The following is an 18,659-nucleotide window of genomic DNA, read 5'->3' as shown; positions in this document are numbered from 1 at the left end:
ATATACAATATTTTAGCATAGAAGGGTTATTTTTTCTCGTCTACCAGTTCCAAAGCGAGTTTTTTCATCCCGTTGAAGTCCCATTTGCCGCTCCCGAGCTTCGGAATCTGATCGACACTGAAGACGGCGCCCGGCTGCATAAGCGGCGGAATGCCCGATTTGCGGAGTTTGCGGGATATTTCTTCGGCGTTACCCTCCTTGACCAGGAGCACGATTTTTTCGCCCTTGGCAGAATCCGGAACGGCCGTCACGGCGAATTCGTGGTCTTCCATGATGCCGGATTCGGCGATGCGGAGTTCTACGGCGGTGAGTGAAATCATTTCGCCACCGAGCTTGGCAAAGCGGCTGTAACGTCCGAGGATTTGTACGAACCCATCCGGGGTGATGGTGCACTTGTCGCCGGTCTTGTACCAGCGGCGTCCGTTGACTTCCAGGATGACGCTGTCTGTTTTTTCTTTGTCCTTGAGGTAGCCCTTCATGACCTGCGGACCGGTCACGACCAGCATGCCTTCTTCACCCTGCGGCAGGAATTCGTTGGTTTCCGGATCGATGATGGCGCAGACGGAACCCGGTACGGACATGCCGATGCTCGAGTTGTCGGAGCATTTTTCCATGGTGAGGAAGTCGTCAAGGAGTACGTTCGGGGCGTTGAGCGTAGCGAGCGGCGTGAGTTCGGTGCATCCGTAACCTTCGTAGACATCCTTGCCGAACTTGAGCTTGAAGGTTTCTCGCATTTCGGGGCGGAGCTTTTCGGCGCCGGCGATAATGTAGCGCAACGAATCCAGGCACATCGGATGAACCCAGCGGTTGATAGCGATGGCTCGGAGGAAGGTCGGCGTGCCCATCATGATGGTCGTCTTGTACTGGGCACACACGCGGGCGAGCGTCTTGATGTCCGTCGGGTCGGGGCAGAGAACCATCGGGACTCCGTCCAGAAGTGGCATCATATAAGTCATGGTGAAGCCGAACGAATGGAACAGCGGGAGAAGGGCTGTCATGACATCGGTGCGGCGAAGCTTGATAATGTGGTCACCCTGCTGGGCGTTCGCGATCACGTTCTTGTGCGTGAGTTCGACACCCTTCGGGGTGCCTTCGGAACCCGAACTGAACAGGATGACGGCGTCGTCGTTCAGGTCGGCTGCGGTAAACCACAGACGGCGTAAAATCGCTCCCGGGCAGATGTGGATGATAAAGGTCGAAACAAGGCGACATATCGTCGACATTTTCGCTTCTTCTTCGTCCAGGTAAATCATCTGGCATTTACCGGCGATTTGTCCGAAGGCGACGTTCTTTCCGCAGAGCTTGTCGAAGAAGGCGTGCGTCGTCACTACGGTAGAAAGGTCGGCCTTTTCGATGCAGCCGAGAATCGTATCGACCGGCGCAGAGTAGTTCAGGTTCACGGACGTCTTGCCGGTGCCGAGAATCGACATAATGCCGAGGGCGGCGTCGCGGCTGGTCGGGAGCATAAAGCCTACGTTGCGGTCACCCTTGGCGACAGACTTGATGACCTTGCCGAAATAGTGGCACAGGCGAATCATGTCGTAGCCGTTGACGTGGTTGCCGGCGGGGTCAATAAGCATCACGCGGGAACGGCGCTTGCGCATGGCCTTGAACCAAAGCGGAACGATGGTTTCGGAGTAGTTTATGGCGGCGTTCCAGATGTCGGTGTCCAGAAGTTCCAGGTCGCGGCGGATGTCTTTTTCGGAGGCGTTCGCCGGGAGCGGTTTCGAAAAACCGACACTGATGATGCGGTTGAAGGACTGGGGGCGGTTCACGCATTCCGAGGCATGGCTATAGCGGCTGCCCCAGAGTCCCTGAATATAGAACGGAACGATCTGCGCTTCGGTGCCTTCGATGGCCTTGCTGTAATCGAGAGAGAATGTCGAGACGAACGGAGTTTTCGATACTTCGCCTTCGGGGAAGATGACGACCGCTTCTCCGTTCAGGAGCGCCTTGTGGATTTCTTCCATGGCAGGGGCCGGGTCGCGGCGGTTAATGCTAATCAGGAAGTTCCCGTGGAAGAACCAGCGCTGGTACCAGTCGGCGAATGTGTTGCGGTTGCTTGCGATGCGGAGTGGCCTGGGAGATGCGATCTGGAGGACCGCCCAGTCAATAAAGCTGAAATGCGGACCCACGAGAAGGACCGGACCGTTTTCGGGGATGTTCTGTACGCCCATCACCTTGACTCGGTAATGGAATACGAAGGCGAACGCAAAGCGGAGTGCCGCTCGCAAAAGGGCCATCGGGTTGTTCTTGAGGGTTGCAATAAAGCAAAGTGCAAGAATTACCGCTAAAATCATAAAGCAGTAATCGAGCGTAATCGGCGTAAAGATGAGGAGCAATGTTTGACCGCCCATAATCAGCACGAGTGCAGCCATCTGAATGCAGTTTGCCACTGCGTGAATGCGGCCTGCTGTATCGGGGCGGGTGTAGCTTTGAATGACCGTACGCAAAATCACGAAGGCGCAGCCGGCGCTCCAACCGATAATGCCGTAAAGGATCGCCTGCAACCAGGCGTTATGTACGAACGGGAGTGCAAACATGGTAATAGCGGAGGCTACTGCTGCAAACGGGATCAGGCCTGTTTCGACAAAGCCCTTGGAAGCCCAACTGGCAGAGAATGCTCCAACCACATAGCCGGCGGTCACGATGAACATGGAAATCGGAATCACGGCTGTGTTCAGCATATTCGCCAAGTCTTGAATCAAAATCAAGAAAATCTGCGTCACGCCCCAAAAGGCGGCAAGACCAAGAATCGATAGACGTACAATCGGGTGGCTCCAGGTGGCCGAGAAATTTCGCATGGGGGAACGCATCTTGAGGTTGTCGTGCCTTTCGCCGACCTTGATGCAAAAGCCAGCAATCGTTGTCACGACACTTAAGCCGAGATAAATCCAAAGCGTAAGGTCGATACTGATGGGCGAATCAGGCCTGCCAGAAAGTCCCATGGCGAAGAAAGCCGCTGCAGCAGTACCGAGAACAGAAAGCGCCATGTACCAGGAGTTCACCTTCACGAGGTCTTCGCTTTCGACCATCTCTTTCATGATGCCGAGCTTGGCCGGGCTGTGCACGGCAAGGAATATTCCGTACAGCCCGAGGAGACCGTAGGCGACCCATTCGGCGCCCGCCACGTAACAGACCACGACGGCAATCACGGAGGCAAGCATTCCCACCGAAGACCATGCCATGACGCGACCCTTGTGGAATCGGCCTGCAAAATAGCTGGCTGCCGGGAGCATAAAGATGCTCGGTGCAAAAATGGCAAATTGTAAAAGCATGCTGCGCCACCAGAAGGCGGGCCCCTCGAACGAGATGGACAGCCATCTCTGGAAATGGACGAACAGGCCCATCTGCACAAAAATGCTACAGAAAACAAAAATCAGGTACGCAATGGAACTCTGGTACTTGGTCAGTTTCATAAATCCTCAAATTAGTTCAGATTTCAGAATTCAGAGTTCAGAATGAGAAAATTTGGCGGCGAAGTCGCGATTACAAATAATTCCGAATTCCGAAATCCGAATTCATAACTATTTCTTCTTGAACACCTTGTAAAAGCAGAAGGTGCACATCCCGATAATACCTGCCCACGAAAGGACCATAAAAATCAGGCCGCTAGTAGAAAATTCCATATTATGCCTCCTCGCTGTCGGAATCGCCGACAGACATATTTTGCTTGTGGGGTATGCTGGCTTTTCTGGCCGGGCCGTTCTCCTTCCAGGCGTAGTAGATGGTAATGTTCAAAAGCACCACGAGGGCGAGCAGGAACCCGCGAACGCCCCAGGTAAAGCCAATCTGTGAGAATTCGCTGCCGAGGAATGTGACCTTGGCATCGGCCGGAACGTTACTCAACAGGAGTACGCCCATGCCGTCGTGAATGATCCAGGCGACTAGCACGATTGCCAGGTAAATCGGGCACACGTACATAATGATCGGCCTAAAGAATCGGGGGAGTTTCAATGCGGCGCCGTCGTTCATCAAGGCGAAAGCTTCGCATTCCGGCTTGCCGTCTTCGCCAATCACGTCGGATTTGCGGCGGCCGAGTACGAACGAGAAAATGAACGCCTGAATGGTGCCGAGAACCACCAGCAAGAAGCTTCCGCCCCAAAAGTCGAGTTCATCGACTGCGCCTGCGGCAAGGCCGAAAATACCCACAAGGCCTCCCAAGAAGGTCACTGTACCGGTGGCGGTAATGGAGCCCTTGCGGCTAAACTTCAGGTCGTCTTCGCAGAAACTGATCAGGGGCTGGATAATCGAAATAGCGCTAGTGACGCCCGCGATAAAGAGCATCGCGAACCAAAGCGTCTGGAAGAATCCGCCAAAGGGCAATTGGCCGAACACGAACGGCATAGTCTGGAAGCCGAGGCCGAAGGTGCCGAGCTTCGCGCATTCTTCAATATTGTTGCCGGCAATGAGTACGGCCATCGGAATCACGATGGTACCACCAAGAATGATTTCGGCAAAGCCGTTGGTGGCGCTCGCAGTTAAAGACGAAAGCACCAGGTCTTCCTTGGGCTTCAGGTAGCTTGCGTAGCAGAAGACGATGCCCATACCGAGGCTCATGGTAAAGAACACCTGGCCGGAGGCGGCAAGCCAAACGGCGGGGTTAAGAATTTCGGAAAGGTTCGGGTTCCACACGAAGGCAAGACCCTTACCGATGTCGGTAATCGTAAGCACGCGCACCACGAGGATAATGCCCATGATCAAAAGAATCGGCATGGTAATCTTGTTCACGCGTTCAATGCCCTTGCGCACGCCGAACGACAGGAGTCCCATGTTGCAGGCGAAGGTGAGCAAGAAGAAGAGGATAGCGGCAGGAACAGGGCCGACTTTGGTGTTCAGCATGATATAGTTGCCGAAGAATTCCTTCATCGGTTCGTAACCGCCGGCGACGACTTCCATCAGTTTGCCCGTGGCGGAGTAGTAGGTAAACGCCAGAATCCAGGACTGGATAAAGATGTAGTAGAAGCTGATGAACAGGGGCGGGAGAAGACCGAGCGAACCGAGGTGCTTTGCCCAGGGCTTTTTGTTCAGAATATAGTGGAATCCACCCGGAGCGGTGCCGTGGTGCTTATTGCCGGCTGCGCGACCAAGAGTCCATTCCATCCAAGAAAGAGGAATGCCCAGGAGCAGGAAGGCGATGAGGTATGGAATAATGAATGCGCCGCCACCGTTTGTGGCTGCCTGTACCGGAAAACGCAAAAAGTTGCCAAGTCCGACGGCGGAACCTGCGACTGCAAGGATAACGCCAAGTTTCGAACCCCAGTTATCTCTAGAACTTTTCATTTTTTTTCCCTTTATTTTGGGGATAAAGTTAGAAAATTAGATTCTTTCGCCGATAAGGGCGAAGGGTTCTGCGGCGGTTATCGTGACGGTGAACCTTTCGCCCGGCCGTAGCGGCGCCTCGCTGGTGATAGCGACGGGGCGGTAGGCGGCGTTCCGGGCAATGTAAGTGCCCTTGCGGTAGCCGTTTTTTTCGATGACAACCGTTTCGGTGGTGCCGACCCAATGGGAATTGTTCTCGGCGGCAATCTGCTGGAAGGCTTCAGCAAGGGCGGCGGAACGCTCGTGCTTGATGCTGTCGGGAACGGCGCCGGTCATGTTGTAGGCCGGTGTATTCGGGCGCGGCACGAAACGGGTGATGTTGCAGACTGTCGGGCGGGTCTTTTCGAGGAGCGCCAAGGTGTCCAGAAAGTCCCGCTCCGATTCGCCGGGAAAACCGACGATAAGGTCGGTGCTGAGCGTGAATCGGGGAATCCTGTTGAATGCTTCGGCGAGATCGATGTAGTCCTGGGCGGAATGCTTGCGGTTCATCGCCTTGAGGATATCTTCGCTTCCGCTCTGGACGGGCAGGTGGATGAACTTGTAGACGCGCTCGTCGTCGAAACATTTCAGGAGGGAGTCGGCGTAACGCAACATGTGACGCGGGTTGCCCATGCCTAGGCGCATCTTGTAGTCTCCAGGAACTTCGTCAAGAATTCGCTGCACCAGTTCGGCGAGGTTTGTTCCTGTATCGAACCCGTAGCAGCCGCAGTCTTGCCCTGTCAGCTGGATTTCGACGCAGCCGTCTGCAACGAGGTTCTTGACCTGTTGCACGATATCGGCGACGGGGTAGCTGTACAGGCGGCCTTTTACGAGTCGCGTGGAACAGTAGGCGCAGGCATCGAGGCAACCTTCCTCGATGTTGACGATTCCTACCAACGGAGATTCTCGCAGCGGAATGTCATTGCGAGCCCCGCGATGGTCGCGAAAATCTTGTGCGTCATTGCGAGCCCCGTGAGGGGCGTGGCAATCACTAGCTAGCAGTTCCTTCAAACTCGTATACATTACTTTATCTGTAATCTTTGTAACTTCTTCTCGAAAATCTTTCGGCGCACATCCCGTAACAAATAATTTTGCCTCTGGGGCCGTGCTCATGGCTTCGCGCAGCAGCTTTAACGCGCTTGCGTTTCCCTTGACTGTGCATACATTCAGTACGAAGGCCGCGGGCTTTTCTGTTTCGCCGTTAGTAGCTTCTTTAGGCATCCCAAAGACAACGCGGTAATCATTTGCAAAAATGCGGGCGATTTTTTCACCGTCGCCAAAGTTGGCTGCGCAACCTTGGCTAATCACGACGAGTAACGGCTTTTCGTTGGGATAATCCACGGCCTTACCGATCGAATTTTTCCAGGGTGATTCCCTGATAATAATGGCTCAGGATTTCCTGGTAGCTTTGCCCGGCCTGCGCTCGTGCACGAACGCCCATTTGGCACATGCCCACGCCGTGTCCGAATCCGGTCCCTGTCAGCACCCATTCCTTGCCTTCCTTTTTCACGGTAAAGAATGAAGAGGGGAGAATCGTCCCGGCTTTTTTGAATAGCCAGCGCGTTCGGTCGGTCAATACGTCGAAATGCCCCTTGTCCGTTTCGACGCGGAGCGTCATGATGCGCCCGCTTTTTAACTTGTCCTTGATCTTGATGGACTTGATTTTCTTGAAATCCTTTCCGTTTGCACTGCTGAAGGTCGCCTTGGCTTCGGTGACGTTTGCCTTGAAAAGCTTGACGATTTCCTTGTCCGCAAAGTGGCGCTCCCACTTGGTGTAGCTGGATTCGTCGCACCAGGGCTTTCCGTTGGGGCGCCTGTCTGGGACTGATTTTAAATAAGGGAGATCGGTGCGATTCCAGGTGGCGAGCGTCTCGGTAATGCCCCCGCAGGTGGAATGATAGTAGGCGATAATGAATTCTCCGCCATAAGTCATGACAACGCCTGCGGTTGCCTTGACGGCTGCATCGGTCAGCGGTGTTGCCGATTCGAGGCCCTTGTATACTTGATCTTTAGTGTCTGCGTATACGTCAAAGCCTACGGATTCACGGCTGTTGAAATGCTTGTAGGCGTAGGTGCGCGCGGCCACGGCCTGTGCTTTCAGGGCTTCGATACGGCTGCTGTCCAGTTTCCCGATTTCGTAAGGTACGACTCCGCGCAAGTAGTCTTCGACATCGACCGAATTGATGGCATCCAGCTTGCCGTTCGTGTTGCGGAACAGGATGCTTCCGGGGTAACACGCCTTGCCGAGAGTCTTGGTGTCTGGCGCGACGGCGAGGCATCCGCCTTCATCGCTATTGAATTCCCGTGAAATATCCTCGGTGGAATTTCCCCCGGCTTCGAACTTGACCTTGTTCCTGGATGCGGTGACATGGACAGTTTCGCCCTGGTACTTAAAGTAAAGTTCCCTGACTCCCGTGAAAATCCCTACGCGGAGCGGACGGTTCAGTTCATCGGGAATCGGGTGCTCCTTGAATGTTGCCGCCGTTGTTTTGACGGACAAATCGGCTGTTCCTGTTGTCGTCGCTTCAATCGGTGCGAAATTGACGGGAACATCAGCGATGTCTTCAACGCTTGCAGGGACTTCCGCTTTCTGCACATCGTCGGGCAAGTCAAAACCATCGTCTGCGAATGCAAACGAAGCGCAGAAAACAAGAATAGGGAAAAAGAAAAAAGGATTGCTTTGTCGCATAGTTTCTAGCATAAATGCAGCTAGGTTATGCTTCTTACAATCCATTTTTTCCCTTTTGAACATTCGACTTGACTACTGAAGAATGATTCCGAAATCCGAACTCCGAATTCAGAATTAATGCTTCTTCAACTTCGCCTGCGTTTCCTTGGCCATTTTGCGCAGCTTGGACTGGTTCATGGTGCGGTCGGCTGTCGAAATCTTGTCGACAAACAGGTCGCCGTTCAGATGGTCCGTCTCGTGCTGAATGCAACGGCCAAAGAGTCCATCGCAGTCATGCAGTTCCTGCGGTTCCCCGTTGATATCGAAGAAACGCACGCACACCTTGTCAGGGCGAATCACGTTGCAGAAAATGTCCGGTACCGAAAGACATCCTTCGTCATAAGGGACCGGCTTCGCATCGGGTTCTGCTTCCCATTCAGGGTTGAACATGATGTAGGGGCGCGGTTCCTCTTCGCCGGGAACGGCTGTGTCAATGACGACCAGGCGGATGTTCTTGCCAATTTGCGGAGCGGCAAGACCACATCCCGGGGCGTCGTACATGGTTTCGAGCATGTCCTTGGCGAGCTGGCGCAGTTCGGGGGTAATCTCGGTCACCGGCTCGCACTTCTTGCGGAGCACCGGATCGCCGTAGGTCTTAATTTCGAGAAGAGCCATCGGCTACTCCTTACTTCTTTTCTTCGGTCTTGGCGGCGGCCGGAGCGGCTTCGGCGTTCAGAACACGGAGAATGGCGGACTTTTCAAATTCGATCAGCGTGGTAGAGGCGGTACGGACGGTGATGCTCGTGCCGGTTTCGTCGATGTTGGTGACGGTGCCGATAATGCCTGCTGTGGTCATCACCTTGTCGCCCTTCTTGAGCGCCTTGCGCATTTCTTCCATCTTCTTCATTTCCTTGTTCTTCGGACGGATAAAGAAAAGCCACATCACCACGAACAGGAGAATGAGCGGAAGGAAGCTCATAATGCCACCCTGCTGCTGTTCGGGGGCTGCTTCCTGGGCGAATGCGGCGATGGAGGAAAGGGTCACGAGAAGTGCGGAAAGTTTCATGTTTTTACCTGCTAGGGGTTTAGTTGATTTGCGGGGTAAATATAGAAAAATTCGGATTTCAGAGTTCGGAGTTCGGAAATCTTGAGTCCATTCTGAAATCTGAATTCCGAATTCTGAACTAGCTATTTCACTAATTTTTTATCAAGCAGCGGGTAAATGCGGTTGAGTTCCATCAGGTCGAGGATATTGTCGAAGTCGCCGAAGAAGAACGGAACTGCCTCGATTTCGGGTAGTGCGCTCCCGTCTCCAAGTGTTACGGAGGCGTTCAGCAGCTTGCGCTGCAAAAGCGGGAGCAGGGTGCGCGTCGTGAGTGTCGCCCCGTACATGGCGCGCCGTGAGACCTTCAGCAGGTCGGGTGTCATCACGGTGAACATGCCGTTCTTGAGCGGTTCGTTGCTTTGTTGCACGGTCCTGATGACGGCGTTCAGCACCATCTGTTCTGTCATCGAAAGAATCTGGGGAGGCATCTTTTGGTAGCGGGCACGGTACCGGATGGTTTCGTACAGTAGATGCACCACGTTCCTGTTCTTGAAAAACACCTTGTCGCCCTGTTCCTTGAGTATTTCAAGTTCCTCAAGCAGATGTAGGACGTCCTTGATGCCGTCGCGTGAGATGTTGAAAAGGTTGTAGACCGCCTGGAGAATTTCGTCTAAGGCGATTCCGTTGCTTGCGGTTTTGGTCGCCTTGGAATCCAGAATGTAGAGAACGCTCGGTAGCGCCTTGATCTTGTCGCTTTTGTGCTTGTTGCTTTGCGCAATGGAAAGTCGACTTGTCATGAACTGGATAATCGACTTGAACCACACTGGTTCCTGTTCCTGGATTTCGTTCAGGTTTTCGGGAGAAATCTCTAGGAGTTCGCAGTCTTCATCGGCGGTAATTGTTTCGGGACAGGGCTCGTTCTTCAGGAGCGAAAGTTCACCTATCAGGTCGCCGGCTTCGTAGGTGGTGCTGTCGCCACGCGTATTGTTTCCTTGAAGAATTCCTTTACGAACAACATAAAGGTTGTTGTTGCGATCGCCTTCGTGAACAAGAATCGATCCTTCTCCAAGAATCATAGCACCCCCCGAATGTTGGTCTCGTAACGGAGCGCCTTCAAAAAATACCGGATGGTTTTCTTGTCCATTTCGTAGCGGTCGGAATCTGTATCCAGCTTGCGGAACCACTCGAGCTTCAGCAGGTTAATCCACTGCGAGACTTCGACTTCTTTGAACTTTTCCTGGATAAACGAAATCCATTCGGGGCTGGTCTTGGGTTCGGCTTTTTCGAGGGTGGCGAGAAATACCAGGAGCTTCTTTTGTAGGAGACTTAATTTGTAAGGAACGAAGTCCTTTCCGCTGTCGATACTCTGCTGATAATCCGCAAAAATCCGCATCAGTTCGGTATCGACGACCCGGCAGTAAATGCGTTCGTCCTTTTGCGAAAGCTTGATCAGGTGCCTGCGGAAAATCGCCTTCACGTCTTCCTGGATGGTCGCCGCCGGAATCTTGGTCAAGAAACGGAATTCGCGGATCAGTTCGGTGAGGTTGAAATTCACTTTTTCGGGCTTGTGGTACAGGTACTCGGCGAGACTCTTGAGCGTGTTCTTGACGCGGGTCTCCACGGTCGCGCGCTTCAGCTGGTGCGTCTTGGAAGACATCTTGCGGATAAGCGCCAAAAGCCAAAGTGGGAGCCGCTTGAGCTCCGATTCCATGCATTCTTCGGTAACGAGGGTAATCTTGGAATCCTTGCTTGCCGAAAGTTCATACTTGAACGGTTCCCGTTCAAGAAGCGACGCCACCCCGACCAGGTCTCCAGGACGCATGGTGAATACGACCGGATGGGGCGGAGTGGTTTCGCGGGCGACGAGTTCGCCTTCTTCAAGAATGACGATACTGCGTTCTTCGCTTTTGGGTGAGTATACAATAAAACCCGCCTTCACGCTTTGGTGCGTGGGCGGGATTATCTCTTGACGCGAGGGCTGATTTGAATTTCCCATATTCATAGGAATGCAAACGCCTCGATGAAAGACTAATTAAGCCTGACGTTCGTCGATACGAGCAGCTTTACCGCGGAGGTCGCGCATGTAGTAGATGCGAGCCTGGCGAACCTTACCCGGACGGTCGAGCACGATGGAGTCGATGCGGGGGGAGTGGAGCGGGAAAATACGTTCCACGGCCACAGAGCCGCTCATCTTGCGGACGGTAAGAGTTGCGGAAATACCGGTGTTCTTCTTCTGGATCACGACGCCCTTGAACGGCTGGATACGTTCCTTGGTGCCTTCGATCACCTTTACGTTCACGGTAACGGTGTCACCGGCGCGGAGTTCGGGAAGGTCGGTCTTCAAATTTTCGTTGTGGATTGCTTCAATGTTCAGGGACATTTGTGTACCTCGTTTTTATTTGATGCCAAATTTAGTATCTTCTTCAAGATTTTTAAAGATGTCTAGGCGTCTTTCTTGCGTTCTTTTTAACGATTCTTGGCGCCTCCAGGCTTTGATGTTCGCGTGGTGGCCCGAAAGGAGCACTTCGGGGACCTTTTTTCCTTCAAAAACTTCGGGTCGGGTATAGACCGGCCACCCCAGTACCCCCTGCGCGAAAGAGTCCGTTTCGCCGGATTCCTTGTTGCCGAGAGCCCCGTCCAGGAGTCTCACCACGGCGTCCGTCACGAGCATGGCAGGGAGTTCGCCCCCGCTCACGACAAAATCGCCGATAGAAATTTCCAGGTCGACCTCGGACTGGCGGATGCGGTCGTCGATCCCCTTGTAATGCCCGCAGATGAGTACCAGGTGGCTTTCCTTGGAAAGTTCCTTGGCCATCTTGTGGGTAAAGGGAACGCCGTCTGCCGTCAGGTAGATGACTTTGCCGCCATCTTCCTTGACACCCGTGCTGCGGATGGCGTTGGCGATAGGTTCTGGCCTGATGACCATTCCCGGTTCGCCGCCATACGGCACGTCGTCCACCTGGCCGTAATCGTTGATGGCAAAGTCGCGCAGGTAGACGGTGTTGAACTCCATCAGTCCTTTGCTCTGGGCGCGACCCATGATTGATTGCTTCATGGGGGCAAACATCTCGGGGAAAATGGTGATGCAGTCGATTCTCACCTTTCCTCCGGGCACAGACTCTTTAAATAGTCTGCGCTGAATACGATGTTCTTGCCATCTTCGTCCACGTCCAAGACACAGTCGTCTATCCAGGGGGCGAGGATTGTTTTCGCGGAAAATTCGCGTTGGAAGGCTGCGTCGAACTTGACGTGAAACGCATTCACGGTAGGCAGTTCTTCGACTTCAAGAACTTCGCCTATGTCGCGGCCGTCTTCCAGTTTTACGCGGAAACCCTCCAAATCGTCCAGGTAATATTCGCCTTCGGGGGCGGGGAGCCTCTCCGATTCGGGAATCATTACGTCTGCATTGACGAAATGTACCAGGGATTCCGGCGTGTCATACCCCTTGAACTTTAATAACCACAGATTGTTTGCAAGCCTGGAATCTTCCAGAGTCAATTGTACCTGTTCACCATTGGTCTTCTTTAGCATCACGTCCTTGAGCTTCTCATGACGCGTGAGGTCGTGAGTAAGCGGCATCGCCTTGATGTATCCCTTGACGCCATGCGTGCGCATGAGCTGGCATACGGTGATGTAATCTTGGGACTCAGACATGAAAGACTTAGTGGGGTTTTGAATCAGCGGAAGGTGGTTACCTTGGTTCAAGCGGATTTTGCCAGATAAAAAAGCCCCGTGCCAATTTGTGTGGTCGGCACGAGGTTTCCTTTCAAGCGAAAATTATGCTTCGGCAGCAGGTGCTTCGGCCGGAGCTTCTGCGGCGGCAGCGGCTTCAGCAGCGGCGGCTTCCTTGGCGGCCTTTTCAGCTTCGATCTTGGCGAGAGCCTTGGGACCGAGCTTGGCCTTCTTGGCCTTTTCAGCACGCGGAGTAGCGGACTTGCCTTCGATAGAACGGCCAGCGCGGATTTCGTGGAACAGGTCCATGATGCCGACCTTCTTGAGGAGGCTGCGAACGGTGTCAGACGGCTGTGCACCGGTCTGGAGCCACTTGAGGACCTTTTCCTGTTCGAACTTGATTTCCGGAGTCTTGGAATTCGGGTTGTAGAAACCCACCTGTTCGATAAAGCTATCGTCGCGAGCCTTGCGGGAGTCGATCACCACGGCGCGGTAGAAGGGGTTGTGACGCTTGCCGAAACGAGCGAGACGGATAACGGTTGCCATTTTAACCTCTTATTTGTTTATTTTCCCGTTTTCGGGGAAAATGGGGTTTGTTTTTATTGTTTTGGGCCAAAGATAGCAAAAAAAATCTTGTGTGTAAAGGACGGAATGTAAAATTTTCCCGTTCTTTGCGTATAAATTAACGCTAGATTTGGGCGATTTCAGTTTCTAAAACCGTAAAAATGCCGATTTTTAGCAAAAAAACGGATTTTGGGGGCTCGGAGTCCTGCCGCTAACTGGTGGTTTATGGAAGGTTGCTTCAAGGATTGACCCTTTGGAGCGGTGGAAACGGCTCGATAAAAATGATAAAAATGTGGCGGAAATCTTACTTTGTGCTGTAGAAAGATCCCTTTCCCTGTAAAAAAACTTGTTTTTCTATAAATAAGTTTGGGAAGAAGATATGCAACTCACTTTTGAAGATTTCGCTTCGGCTCTTTCACTTGATTACGAGTGTGTTTTCTTCGTTGATAACGAAACGAGCTGTTATTCGATGCGTGTTTATCGCGGCGAGCATCAGGAACTGAAATTGGTGAATAGCAATAATTTTTGGGATGATGTGAAAGTCAATGTGGAAGCTGTCGTTTATCCCGAAGACAAACAGTCCTTTGCTGACCATATCAACCACGAATCGTTGCTCAAAGCGATTCAAGATGGAAACGTATTTGAATTCAAGTACCGCTTGGTAATAGCTGGTGAGCCCGTCTGGTTCCAGATAAAGGCGGTTTTTGCTCGTTCGCATGGGCATGAATTTTTAGTGATTGGCGTGAACAATGTTGACAAGCGTGAACGCGAGCGCATTGAACTGGAAAAAAAGGCTTCCAAAGGTGAAGTCTTTGGGCGGATCGTGATGGCGCTTGCCGAACGTTACGACGCTCTTTATATGGTAGATCTAGTCACGAACCATTACGCCTTGTATAAGAGCGAACGCCTGTTCTGCGAACTCTGCATCGCTTTCGAAGGTGATGATTTCTTCAACCAACTTCAGAAGGACGCCTTGAGTGTTATCTACAAAGAGGATATCCCCCTGATTGTGGCGGCTCTGAAAAGGGAAAGCCTGTTGAGGGAACTCGACGAACACGCCATGTTCTCCTTGACTTATCGCTTGAATTCTCCGGCAGGTCCGCAGTATGTGAACCTGGTGGCTGTGTATGCGGACAAGAACCATGTGGTTATCAGTGTTACCAACGTGGATGCCCAGGTGCGCCGCGAACAGAAAATTAGGGAAGAGGCGAACCTTGCGTTCGAAAAGTCGCGTCGAGACGATTTGACGGGCATCAAGAACAAGAATGCGTATGGTGAATTTGAGACGAAACTCAACCGGCAAATCCAGTCAAAGGAACCGGTGGAGTTTGCCGTTGCCATTTGCGACGTGAACGGGCTCAAGACCGTAAACGACACGCAGGGCCACAAGGTGGGCGACATCTATATCAAGAAAGCCTCGAAACTGGTGTGCGAAACTTTCAAGCATAGTCCCGTGTTCCGCGTGGGCGGCGATGAGTTTGTTGTAATTCTTCTCGGCTCCGATTATGAAAATCGCGAAAAACTGGAGCAGGACTTTGTCAAAAAAGTAAATGACGGTACCGGAAAAAATAAGGTCTCCTTGGCTTGCGGAATTTCTGTGTTCGACCCGGCTCACGACAAGAACGTTTCCGTTGTTTTTGAACGAGCCGACGCCTTGATGTACAAGAATAAGGAGTCTATGAAGGGCGGTCGCGACGAAATCATCGATGCGGTCGTCTGAACGGCTGGAGCCAAAGTGACTGTTTGGAGCCTTTTGTACCCACCCTGCATCAAGTGCGGGGAAAACTCCTGCGGGCATCTCCATTAAATCGACATCCTCGCACAAGTGAGGATCTTTCTTTTTTTTATTTTTGTGCAGATATTTTTTAGATGGACAAAAAGATGTTTAAAGTAGGGTTTGATAACGACGCGTACCTGAGGACGCAGTCCGAGAAAATTGCCGAGCGCATTGCGAAGTTCGGTGGAAAACTTTATCTGGAATTTGGTGGAAAACTGTTCGATGATCATCACGCATCCCGCGTGTTGCCTGGCTTTGCGCCCGACAGTAAAATCCGCATGCTTGAAAAGCTCAAGGACAAGGCCGAAGTCATTATCGCGATTAACGCGGGTGACATCGAAAAGAACAAGGTTCGCGGCGACTTGGGCATTACCTATGACCAGGATGTGTTGCGCCTGATTGACGCTTTCCGTGGCTATGGTCTGTACGTGAGTTCCGTGGTGCTGACCCGCTGGCAGGAACAGCCGAGTGCTGTTGCCTATCAGAAGAAGCTTGAAGATCTTGGCCTCAAGGTTTATCGCCATTACCCGATTGCGGGTTATCCGAGCAACATTCCGCTGGTGGTGAGCGACGATGGTTACGGTAAGAATGAATTTGTTGAAACCACCCGCGAACTCGTGGTGGTGACCGCACCGGGCCCGGGAAGTGGAAAGATGGCTGTGTGCCTTTCGCAGATTTACCATGAAAACAAGCGTGGAATTAAGGCGGGGTACGCCAAGTTCGAGACCTTCCCGATTTGGAACATTCCTCTCAAGCATCCGGTGAACCTCGCGTATGAAGCCGCGACGGCCGACTTGAACGACGTGAACATGATCGACCCGTTTCACCTGGAAGCTTACGGCAAGACGACCATCAACTACAACCGCGACGTGGAAATCTTCCCGGTGCTCAACGCCCTGTTTACCCGCATTCTCGGGGAATCTCCGTACAAGAGCCCGACGGACATGGGCGTGAACATGGCTGGCAACTGCATTGTCGATGATGATGCTGTCTGCGAAGCCGCCCGTCAGGAAATCATTCGCCGTTACTACAACACGCTTTGCGACGTGCGTAAGGGCAATGCCGACAAGGACCAAGTTTATAAGCAGGAACTGATTATGGAACAGGCCCAGATCAGCACTGCAAACCGCCCCGTGATTGCTGCCGCTGTCGAAAAGGCGGAATTGACAAGTGGTCCGGCGGTGGCGATTCAGCTGAACGACGGTGCCATTATTACGGGCAAGACGTCTTCGCTGCTCGGCGCCTCTTCTGCAATGCTTCTGGATTCCCTTAAGCACTTGGCCGGAATCCCCGACGAAGTGCGTCTGCTTTCGCCGATGGTGATCGAACCGATTCAGAACCTGAAGACCAAGCAGCTCGGCCACAAGAACCCGCGCCTGCACATGGACGAAGTCCTGGTCGCGCTTTCTGTTTGCGCCCTCACGGATTACAACGCGAAGATTGCACTTGAAAAGTTGCCGGAACTCCGCCACTGCGAAGTGCACTCCAGCGTGATTCTTTCTCAGGTCGACGTAGGCGTGTTCCGCCGCTTGGGTGTGAATCTCACCACGGAACCTACATACCAAACCAGCAAGCTGTACCACGGCTAAGCTAGAATGTCATTCTAGTCTCGTCCGTGAAGGTCCCTGAGCCTGCCGAAGGGCCGAACCGTCATCCTGAGCGAAACCGCAGAATCTAGATCAAAATGAAAAAGTCGCGACAATGTCGCGACTTTTTAACTTATATGCAAATACTTCGTTTGAAGAATTACTTCTTCTTGGTCTTTTTAGGCGGATGAGCAGCGATCTTCTTGACGCTCTTGTCTTCTTCCTTGGCGAGTTCCGCTTCTTCAGCTTCGAAGATGGCCTGAGCCTGGCGGAGTGCGTCGGTCGGGTCGATTTCGATTGCTTCGGAGGCTTCGTCTACGAGTTCGGCGAAGTCGTCGTACCAGTCAGCGAAGATTTCCACTTCGAGGTGGTCAACGCCCGGAACGGTGAGGCGTGCGCCGCAGGCTTCACCTACGCGGTCGAGGTACTTGGCCATCTGGGGCTTGAGGAGCGTGAGGTCGAGACCGTCGAGGTCTTCGGGTTCAAAGTAAACGCCGTCGACGTCGGAATCGTCATCCTTTGCCTTCTTCTTGCTCTTCTTGTCGTCGCATTTGCCGCACTTGCACTCGCCGTTGCAGCATTCTTCGTCGCCGTACAGGGCCATGTATTCTTCGTCGTCCATGCCGCTGTCGTAGTAGAATTCGTCTTCTTCGAGGTACAAGGTTTCAACAAAGATTCCCTTGGCGCCGAGAGTCTTGGCGGCTGCAATGAATTCCTTGAGGTCGCCACCGAAGTAGCGGGTGGTTTCCATGTCTTCGTTCAAGGTCTGAACGGGAATGGGGGAGAGCTTCTGCTTCTTGAGGTAGTCGCAGATTTCGTCACTGATGGATTTCTGAGTCTTTGCCATTGGATTCTCCAGTAAAAAAGTGATTAGTGGTTGGTGATTAGTGGTTAGGATTATAATCGCGTCGAAGCCACCATACTAATCCTGTTTACTAACCACTGCCCACTGTTTACTAAACGTGGTACTTCTTCAGGCTCGGGGCCTTTTCTTCAATCAACTTCATGATGCGGGCCACGGCGTCTGCACCGTTTGCGGTATCCTTCACGCTCACGAGCGGCTGGAACAGCGGGCTGTTGAACAGCGTGCCCAGCGGAATCGGATTCTTGCGGCAGAACGTGATGTCGATAAAGTCGCGGGCGTCCTTCTGCAGGTTGTGAGCCTTGTCCTTGTCGCCGGTCTGGAAAGCCTTGTACAGGTCCACGAAGGTCTTCGTGGCTTCGGGGATGTTGCCCGAAGCGCTGATGAGGCCCGTGCCGCCCATTTCGAGGAGGTCCGCGAAGAGACCGTCTTCACCGCTCATGACGGCGAAGTCCTTGCCCTTCGTTTCCTTGATCACGCGCATCGTGTCTTCGTGGAACTTTTCGCCAAAGCCGAATTCAACTGCCTGCTTCAGACCAATGATGTTCTTGTCTTCGGCAAGTTCAATCAAGGTGTCGGGGTGCACGTAGCTGGAGGTGCGGCCCGGAACGTTGTAAATCACGATCTTGGCGCCCGTCTCGCTGCTGAGCGTGCGGTAGTGCTTCAGGAGGCCTTCCTGCGGCGGATTGTTGTAGTAACCAGTAACGCAGAGGACTGCCACCGGGGCAATCTTCTGAACGTTTTCGATCATTTCGATCGATTCGCGAGTGCAGTTGGAACCGGCACCGGCAATCACGGGCACGCGGCCGTCCACATAGTCGAGCGTAAACTTGATAACATCCAGGTGCTGCTGCGGAGAAACCGTCGCACTCTGACCCGTGGTCACGGCAGGGAGCACGCCACTTGCGCCGTTAGCGATCACGTCGTCGATCATCTGGCCCATCTTCTTGTAGTCGATGGAGTTGCGAAGGTTCTTGGGATCGTCGTTCTTGAGCGGGGTGAACAACGCGGGGAAAACACCAGTAAGTTGAGAAGCGTTAGTAATCTGCATAGTGACTAAAATATAGTATTAGAATTTAGAGCTTAGAACTTAGAACTTGGAAAATACCCTCGGATTGCCGCTTGCGATGACTTCTTTTACATTTACGAACACAAAAAAAATGCATGGCTTTACATCCAAGTAC

16 protein-coding genes are annotated in these 18,659 nt (G+C 52.8%); 2 read left to right on the top strand and 14 right to left on the bottom strand.

Translation table 11 applies throughout. The annotated features are described in order from the left end of the window. Window positions 1–26: 26 nt before the first annotated feature. The 12 genes from BUA93_RS09830 to rpsP all read right to left on the bottom strand — a co-directional run bounded on the left by BUA93_RS09830 (window position 27) and on the right by rpsP (window position 13,232). Complete coding sequence (locus tag BUA93_RS09830; RefSeq protein WP_083597302.1) at window positions 27–3,419, bottom strand: MFS transporter; 3,393 nt, start codon at window positions 3,417–3,419, stop codon at window positions 27–29. 211 nt (window positions 3,420–3,630) lie between these two features. After that, window positions 3,631–5,283, bottom strand: a complete 1,653-nt coding sequence (locus BUA93_RS09825) for an SLC5/6 family protein (RefSeq protein WP_072978962.1) — start codon at window positions 5,281–5,283, stop codon at window positions 3,631–3,633. Window positions 5,284–5,319: 36 nt separating this feature from the next. Beyond that, entirely contained in the window at window positions 5,320–6,642 is a 1,323-nt protein-coding gene (locus tag BUA93_RS09820) for a tRNA (N(6)-L-threonylcarbamoyladenosine(37)-C(2))-methylthiotransferase (protein WP_072978961.1), read from the bottom strand. 4 nt (window positions 6,643–6,646) lie between these two features. Further along, entirely contained in the window at window positions 6,647–7,990 is a 1,344-nt protein-coding gene (locus tag BUA93_RS09815) for a SpoIID/LytB domain-containing protein (RefSeq protein WP_083597328.1), read from the bottom strand. A gap of 114 nt (window positions 7,991–8,104) precedes the next feature. Then, window positions 8,105–8,644, bottom strand: coding sequence for a peptide deformylase (gene def / locus BUA93_RS09810; protein ID WP_072978959.1), 540 nt, complete (start codon window positions 8,642–8,644; stop codon window positions 8,105–8,107). 10 nt (window positions 8,645–8,654) lie between these two features. After that, window positions 8,655–9,035, bottom strand: a complete 381-nt coding sequence (gene yajC, locus BUA93_RS09805; protein ID WP_083597300.1) for a preprotein translocase subunit YajC — start codon at window positions 9,033–9,035, stop codon at window positions 8,655–8,657. A 122-nt stretch (window positions 9,036–9,157) separates the two neighbouring features. Next, entirely contained in the window at window positions 9,158–10,090 is a 933-nt protein-coding gene (locus BUA93_RS09800) for a Crp/Fnr family transcriptional regulator (protein ID WP_072978958.1), read from the bottom strand. After that, window positions 10,087–11,010 (bottom strand): cyclic nucleotide-binding domain-containing protein, encoded by a 924-nt coding sequence (locus BUA93_RS09795; protein ID WP_139257944.1) that lies wholly within the window; start codon window positions 11,008–11,010, stop codon window positions 10,087–10,089. The genes BUA93_RS09800 and BUA93_RS09795 overlap by 4 nt, the downstream gene beginning before the upstream one ends. A gap of 36 nt (window positions 11,011–11,046) precedes the next feature. Continuing rightward, window positions 11,047–11,394 carry a 50S ribosomal protein L19 gene (rplS, locus tag BUA93_RS09790; RefSeq protein WP_072978956.1) on the bottom strand — a complete coding sequence of 116 codons (348 nt, stop codon included), beginning with the start codon at window positions 11,392–11,394 and terminating at the stop codon, window positions 11,047–11,049. A 15-nt stretch (window positions 11,395–11,409) separates the two neighbouring features. Continuing rightward, a complete protein-coding gene (gene trmD, locus BUA93_RS09785; RefSeq protein WP_072979009.1) occupies window positions 11,410–12,114 on the bottom strand; it encodes a tRNA (guanosine(37)-N1)-methyltransferase TrmD in 705 nt (234 codons plus the stop codon). Next, complete coding sequence (gene rimM, locus BUA93_RS09780) at window positions 12,111–12,668, bottom strand: ribosome maturation factor RimM (protein ID WP_072978955.1); 558 nt, start codon at window positions 12,666–12,668, stop codon at window positions 12,111–12,113. Before rimM ends, trmD begins: the two co-directional genes overlap by 4 nt. 123 nt (window positions 12,669–12,791) lie before the next feature. After that, window positions 12,792–13,232, bottom strand: a complete 441-nt coding sequence (rpsP, locus tag BUA93_RS16705; protein WP_072978954.1) for a 30S ribosomal protein S16 — start codon at window positions 13,230–13,232, stop codon at window positions 12,792–12,794. 397 nt (window positions 13,233–13,629) lie between these two features. Here rpsP and BUA93_RS09770 point away from each other — a divergent pair, with 397 nt between their 5' ends. Beyond that, on the top strand, window positions 13,630–14,970 hold the full coding sequence (locus BUA93_RS09770) for a GGDEF domain-containing protein (RefSeq protein ID WP_072978953.1): 1,341 nt from the start codon (window positions 13,630–13,632) through the stop codon (window positions 14,968–14,970). Window positions 14,971–15,131: 161 nt separating this feature from the next. After that, window positions 15,132–16,616 (top strand): DUF1846 domain-containing protein, encoded by a 1,485-nt coding sequence (locus BUA93_RS09765; protein WP_072979008.1) that lies wholly within the window; start codon window positions 15,132–15,134, stop codon window positions 16,614–16,616. Window positions 16,617–16,773: 157 nt separating this feature from the next. Here the strand turns inward: BUA93_RS09765 and BUA93_RS09760 are convergent, their stop codons facing one another. Both BUA93_RS09760 and dapA read right to left on the bottom strand, forming a co-directional pair. Then, window positions 16,774–17,460, bottom strand: a complete 687-nt coding sequence (locus BUA93_RS09760) for a hypothetical protein (RefSeq protein ID WP_072978952.1) — start codon at window positions 17,458–17,460, stop codon at window positions 16,774–16,776. A gap of 109 nt (window positions 17,461–17,569) precedes the next feature. Further along, complete coding sequence (gene dapA / locus BUA93_RS09755) at window positions 17,570–18,526, bottom strand: 4-hydroxy-tetrahydrodipicolinate synthase (RefSeq protein ID WP_072978951.1); 957 nt, start codon at window positions 18,524–18,526, stop codon at window positions 17,570–17,572. Window positions 18,527–18,659 lie beyond the last annotated feature (133 nt).

Origin of the sequence: Fibrobacter sp. UWH4 (assembly GCF_900142475.1) — a bacterium.
Taxonomy (GTDB): domain Bacteria; phylum Fibrobacterota; class Fibrobacteria; order Fibrobacterales; family Fibrobacteraceae; genus Fibrobacter.
Note: the sequence above shows the minus strand (reverse complement) of the source record. Positions and strands in the feature narration are given on the sequence as shown.

What these genes read in the sequence shown, in the direction of transcription:
- BUA93_RS09765 (WP_072979008.1), top strand. Translation starts at nt 15,132, where the DNA reads ATGTTTAAAGTAGGGTTTGATAACGACGCGTACCTGAGGACGCAGTCC.
- BUA93_RS09770 (WP_072978953.1), top strand. Translation starts at nt 13,630, where the DNA reads ATGCAACTCACTTTTGAAGATTTCGCTTCGGCTCTTTCACTTGATTAC.
- BUA93_RS09815 (WP_083597328.1), bottom strand. Translation starts at nt 7,990, where the DNA reads ATGCGACAAAGCAATCCTTTTTTCTTTTTCCCTATTCTTGTTTTCTGC.
- rpsP (WP_072978954.1), bottom strand. Translation starts at nt 13,232, where the DNA reads ATGGCAACCGTTATCCGTCTCGCTCGTTTCGGCAAGCGTCACAACCCC.
- BUA93_RS09825 (WP_072978962.1), bottom strand. Translation starts at nt 5,283, where the DNA reads ATGAAAAGTTCTAGAGATAACTGGGGTTCGAAACTTGGCGTTATCCTT.
- BUA93_RS09760 (WP_072978952.1), bottom strand. Translation starts at nt 17,460, where the DNA reads ATGGCAAAGACTCAGAAATCCATCAGTGACGAAATCTGCGACTACCTC.
- BUA93_RS09800 (WP_072978958.1), bottom strand. Translation starts at nt 10,090, where the DNA reads ATGATTCTTGGAGAAGGATCGATTCTTGTTCACGAAGGCGATCGCAAC.
- yajC (WP_083597300.1), bottom strand. Translation starts at nt 9,035, where the DNA reads ATGAAACTTTCCGCACTTCTCGTGACCCTTTCCTCCATCGCCGCATTC.
- def (WP_072978959.1), bottom strand. Translation starts at nt 8,644, where the DNA reads ATGGCTCTTCTCGAAATTAAGACCTACGGCGATCCGGTGCTCCGCAAG.
- dapA (WP_072978951.1), bottom strand. Translation starts at nt 18,526, where the DNA reads ATGCAGATTACTAACGCTTCTCAACTTACTGGTGTTTTCCCCGCGTTG.
- BUA93_RS09830 (WP_083597302.1), bottom strand. Translation starts at nt 3,419, where the DNA reads ATGAAACTGACCAAGTACCAGAGTTCCATTGCGTACCTGATTTTTGTT.
- rimM (WP_072978955.1), bottom strand. Translation starts at nt 12,668, where the DNA reads ATGTCTGAGTCCCAAGATTACATCACCGTATGCCAGCTCATGCGCACG.
- BUA93_RS09795 (WP_139257944.1), bottom strand. Translation starts at nt 11,010, where the DNA reads ATGGGAAATTCAAATCAGCCCTCGCGTCAAGAGATAATCCCGCCCACG.
- rplS (WP_072978956.1), bottom strand. Translation starts at nt 11,394, where the DNA reads ATGTCCCTGAACATTGAAGCAATCCACAACGAAAATTTGAAGACCGAC.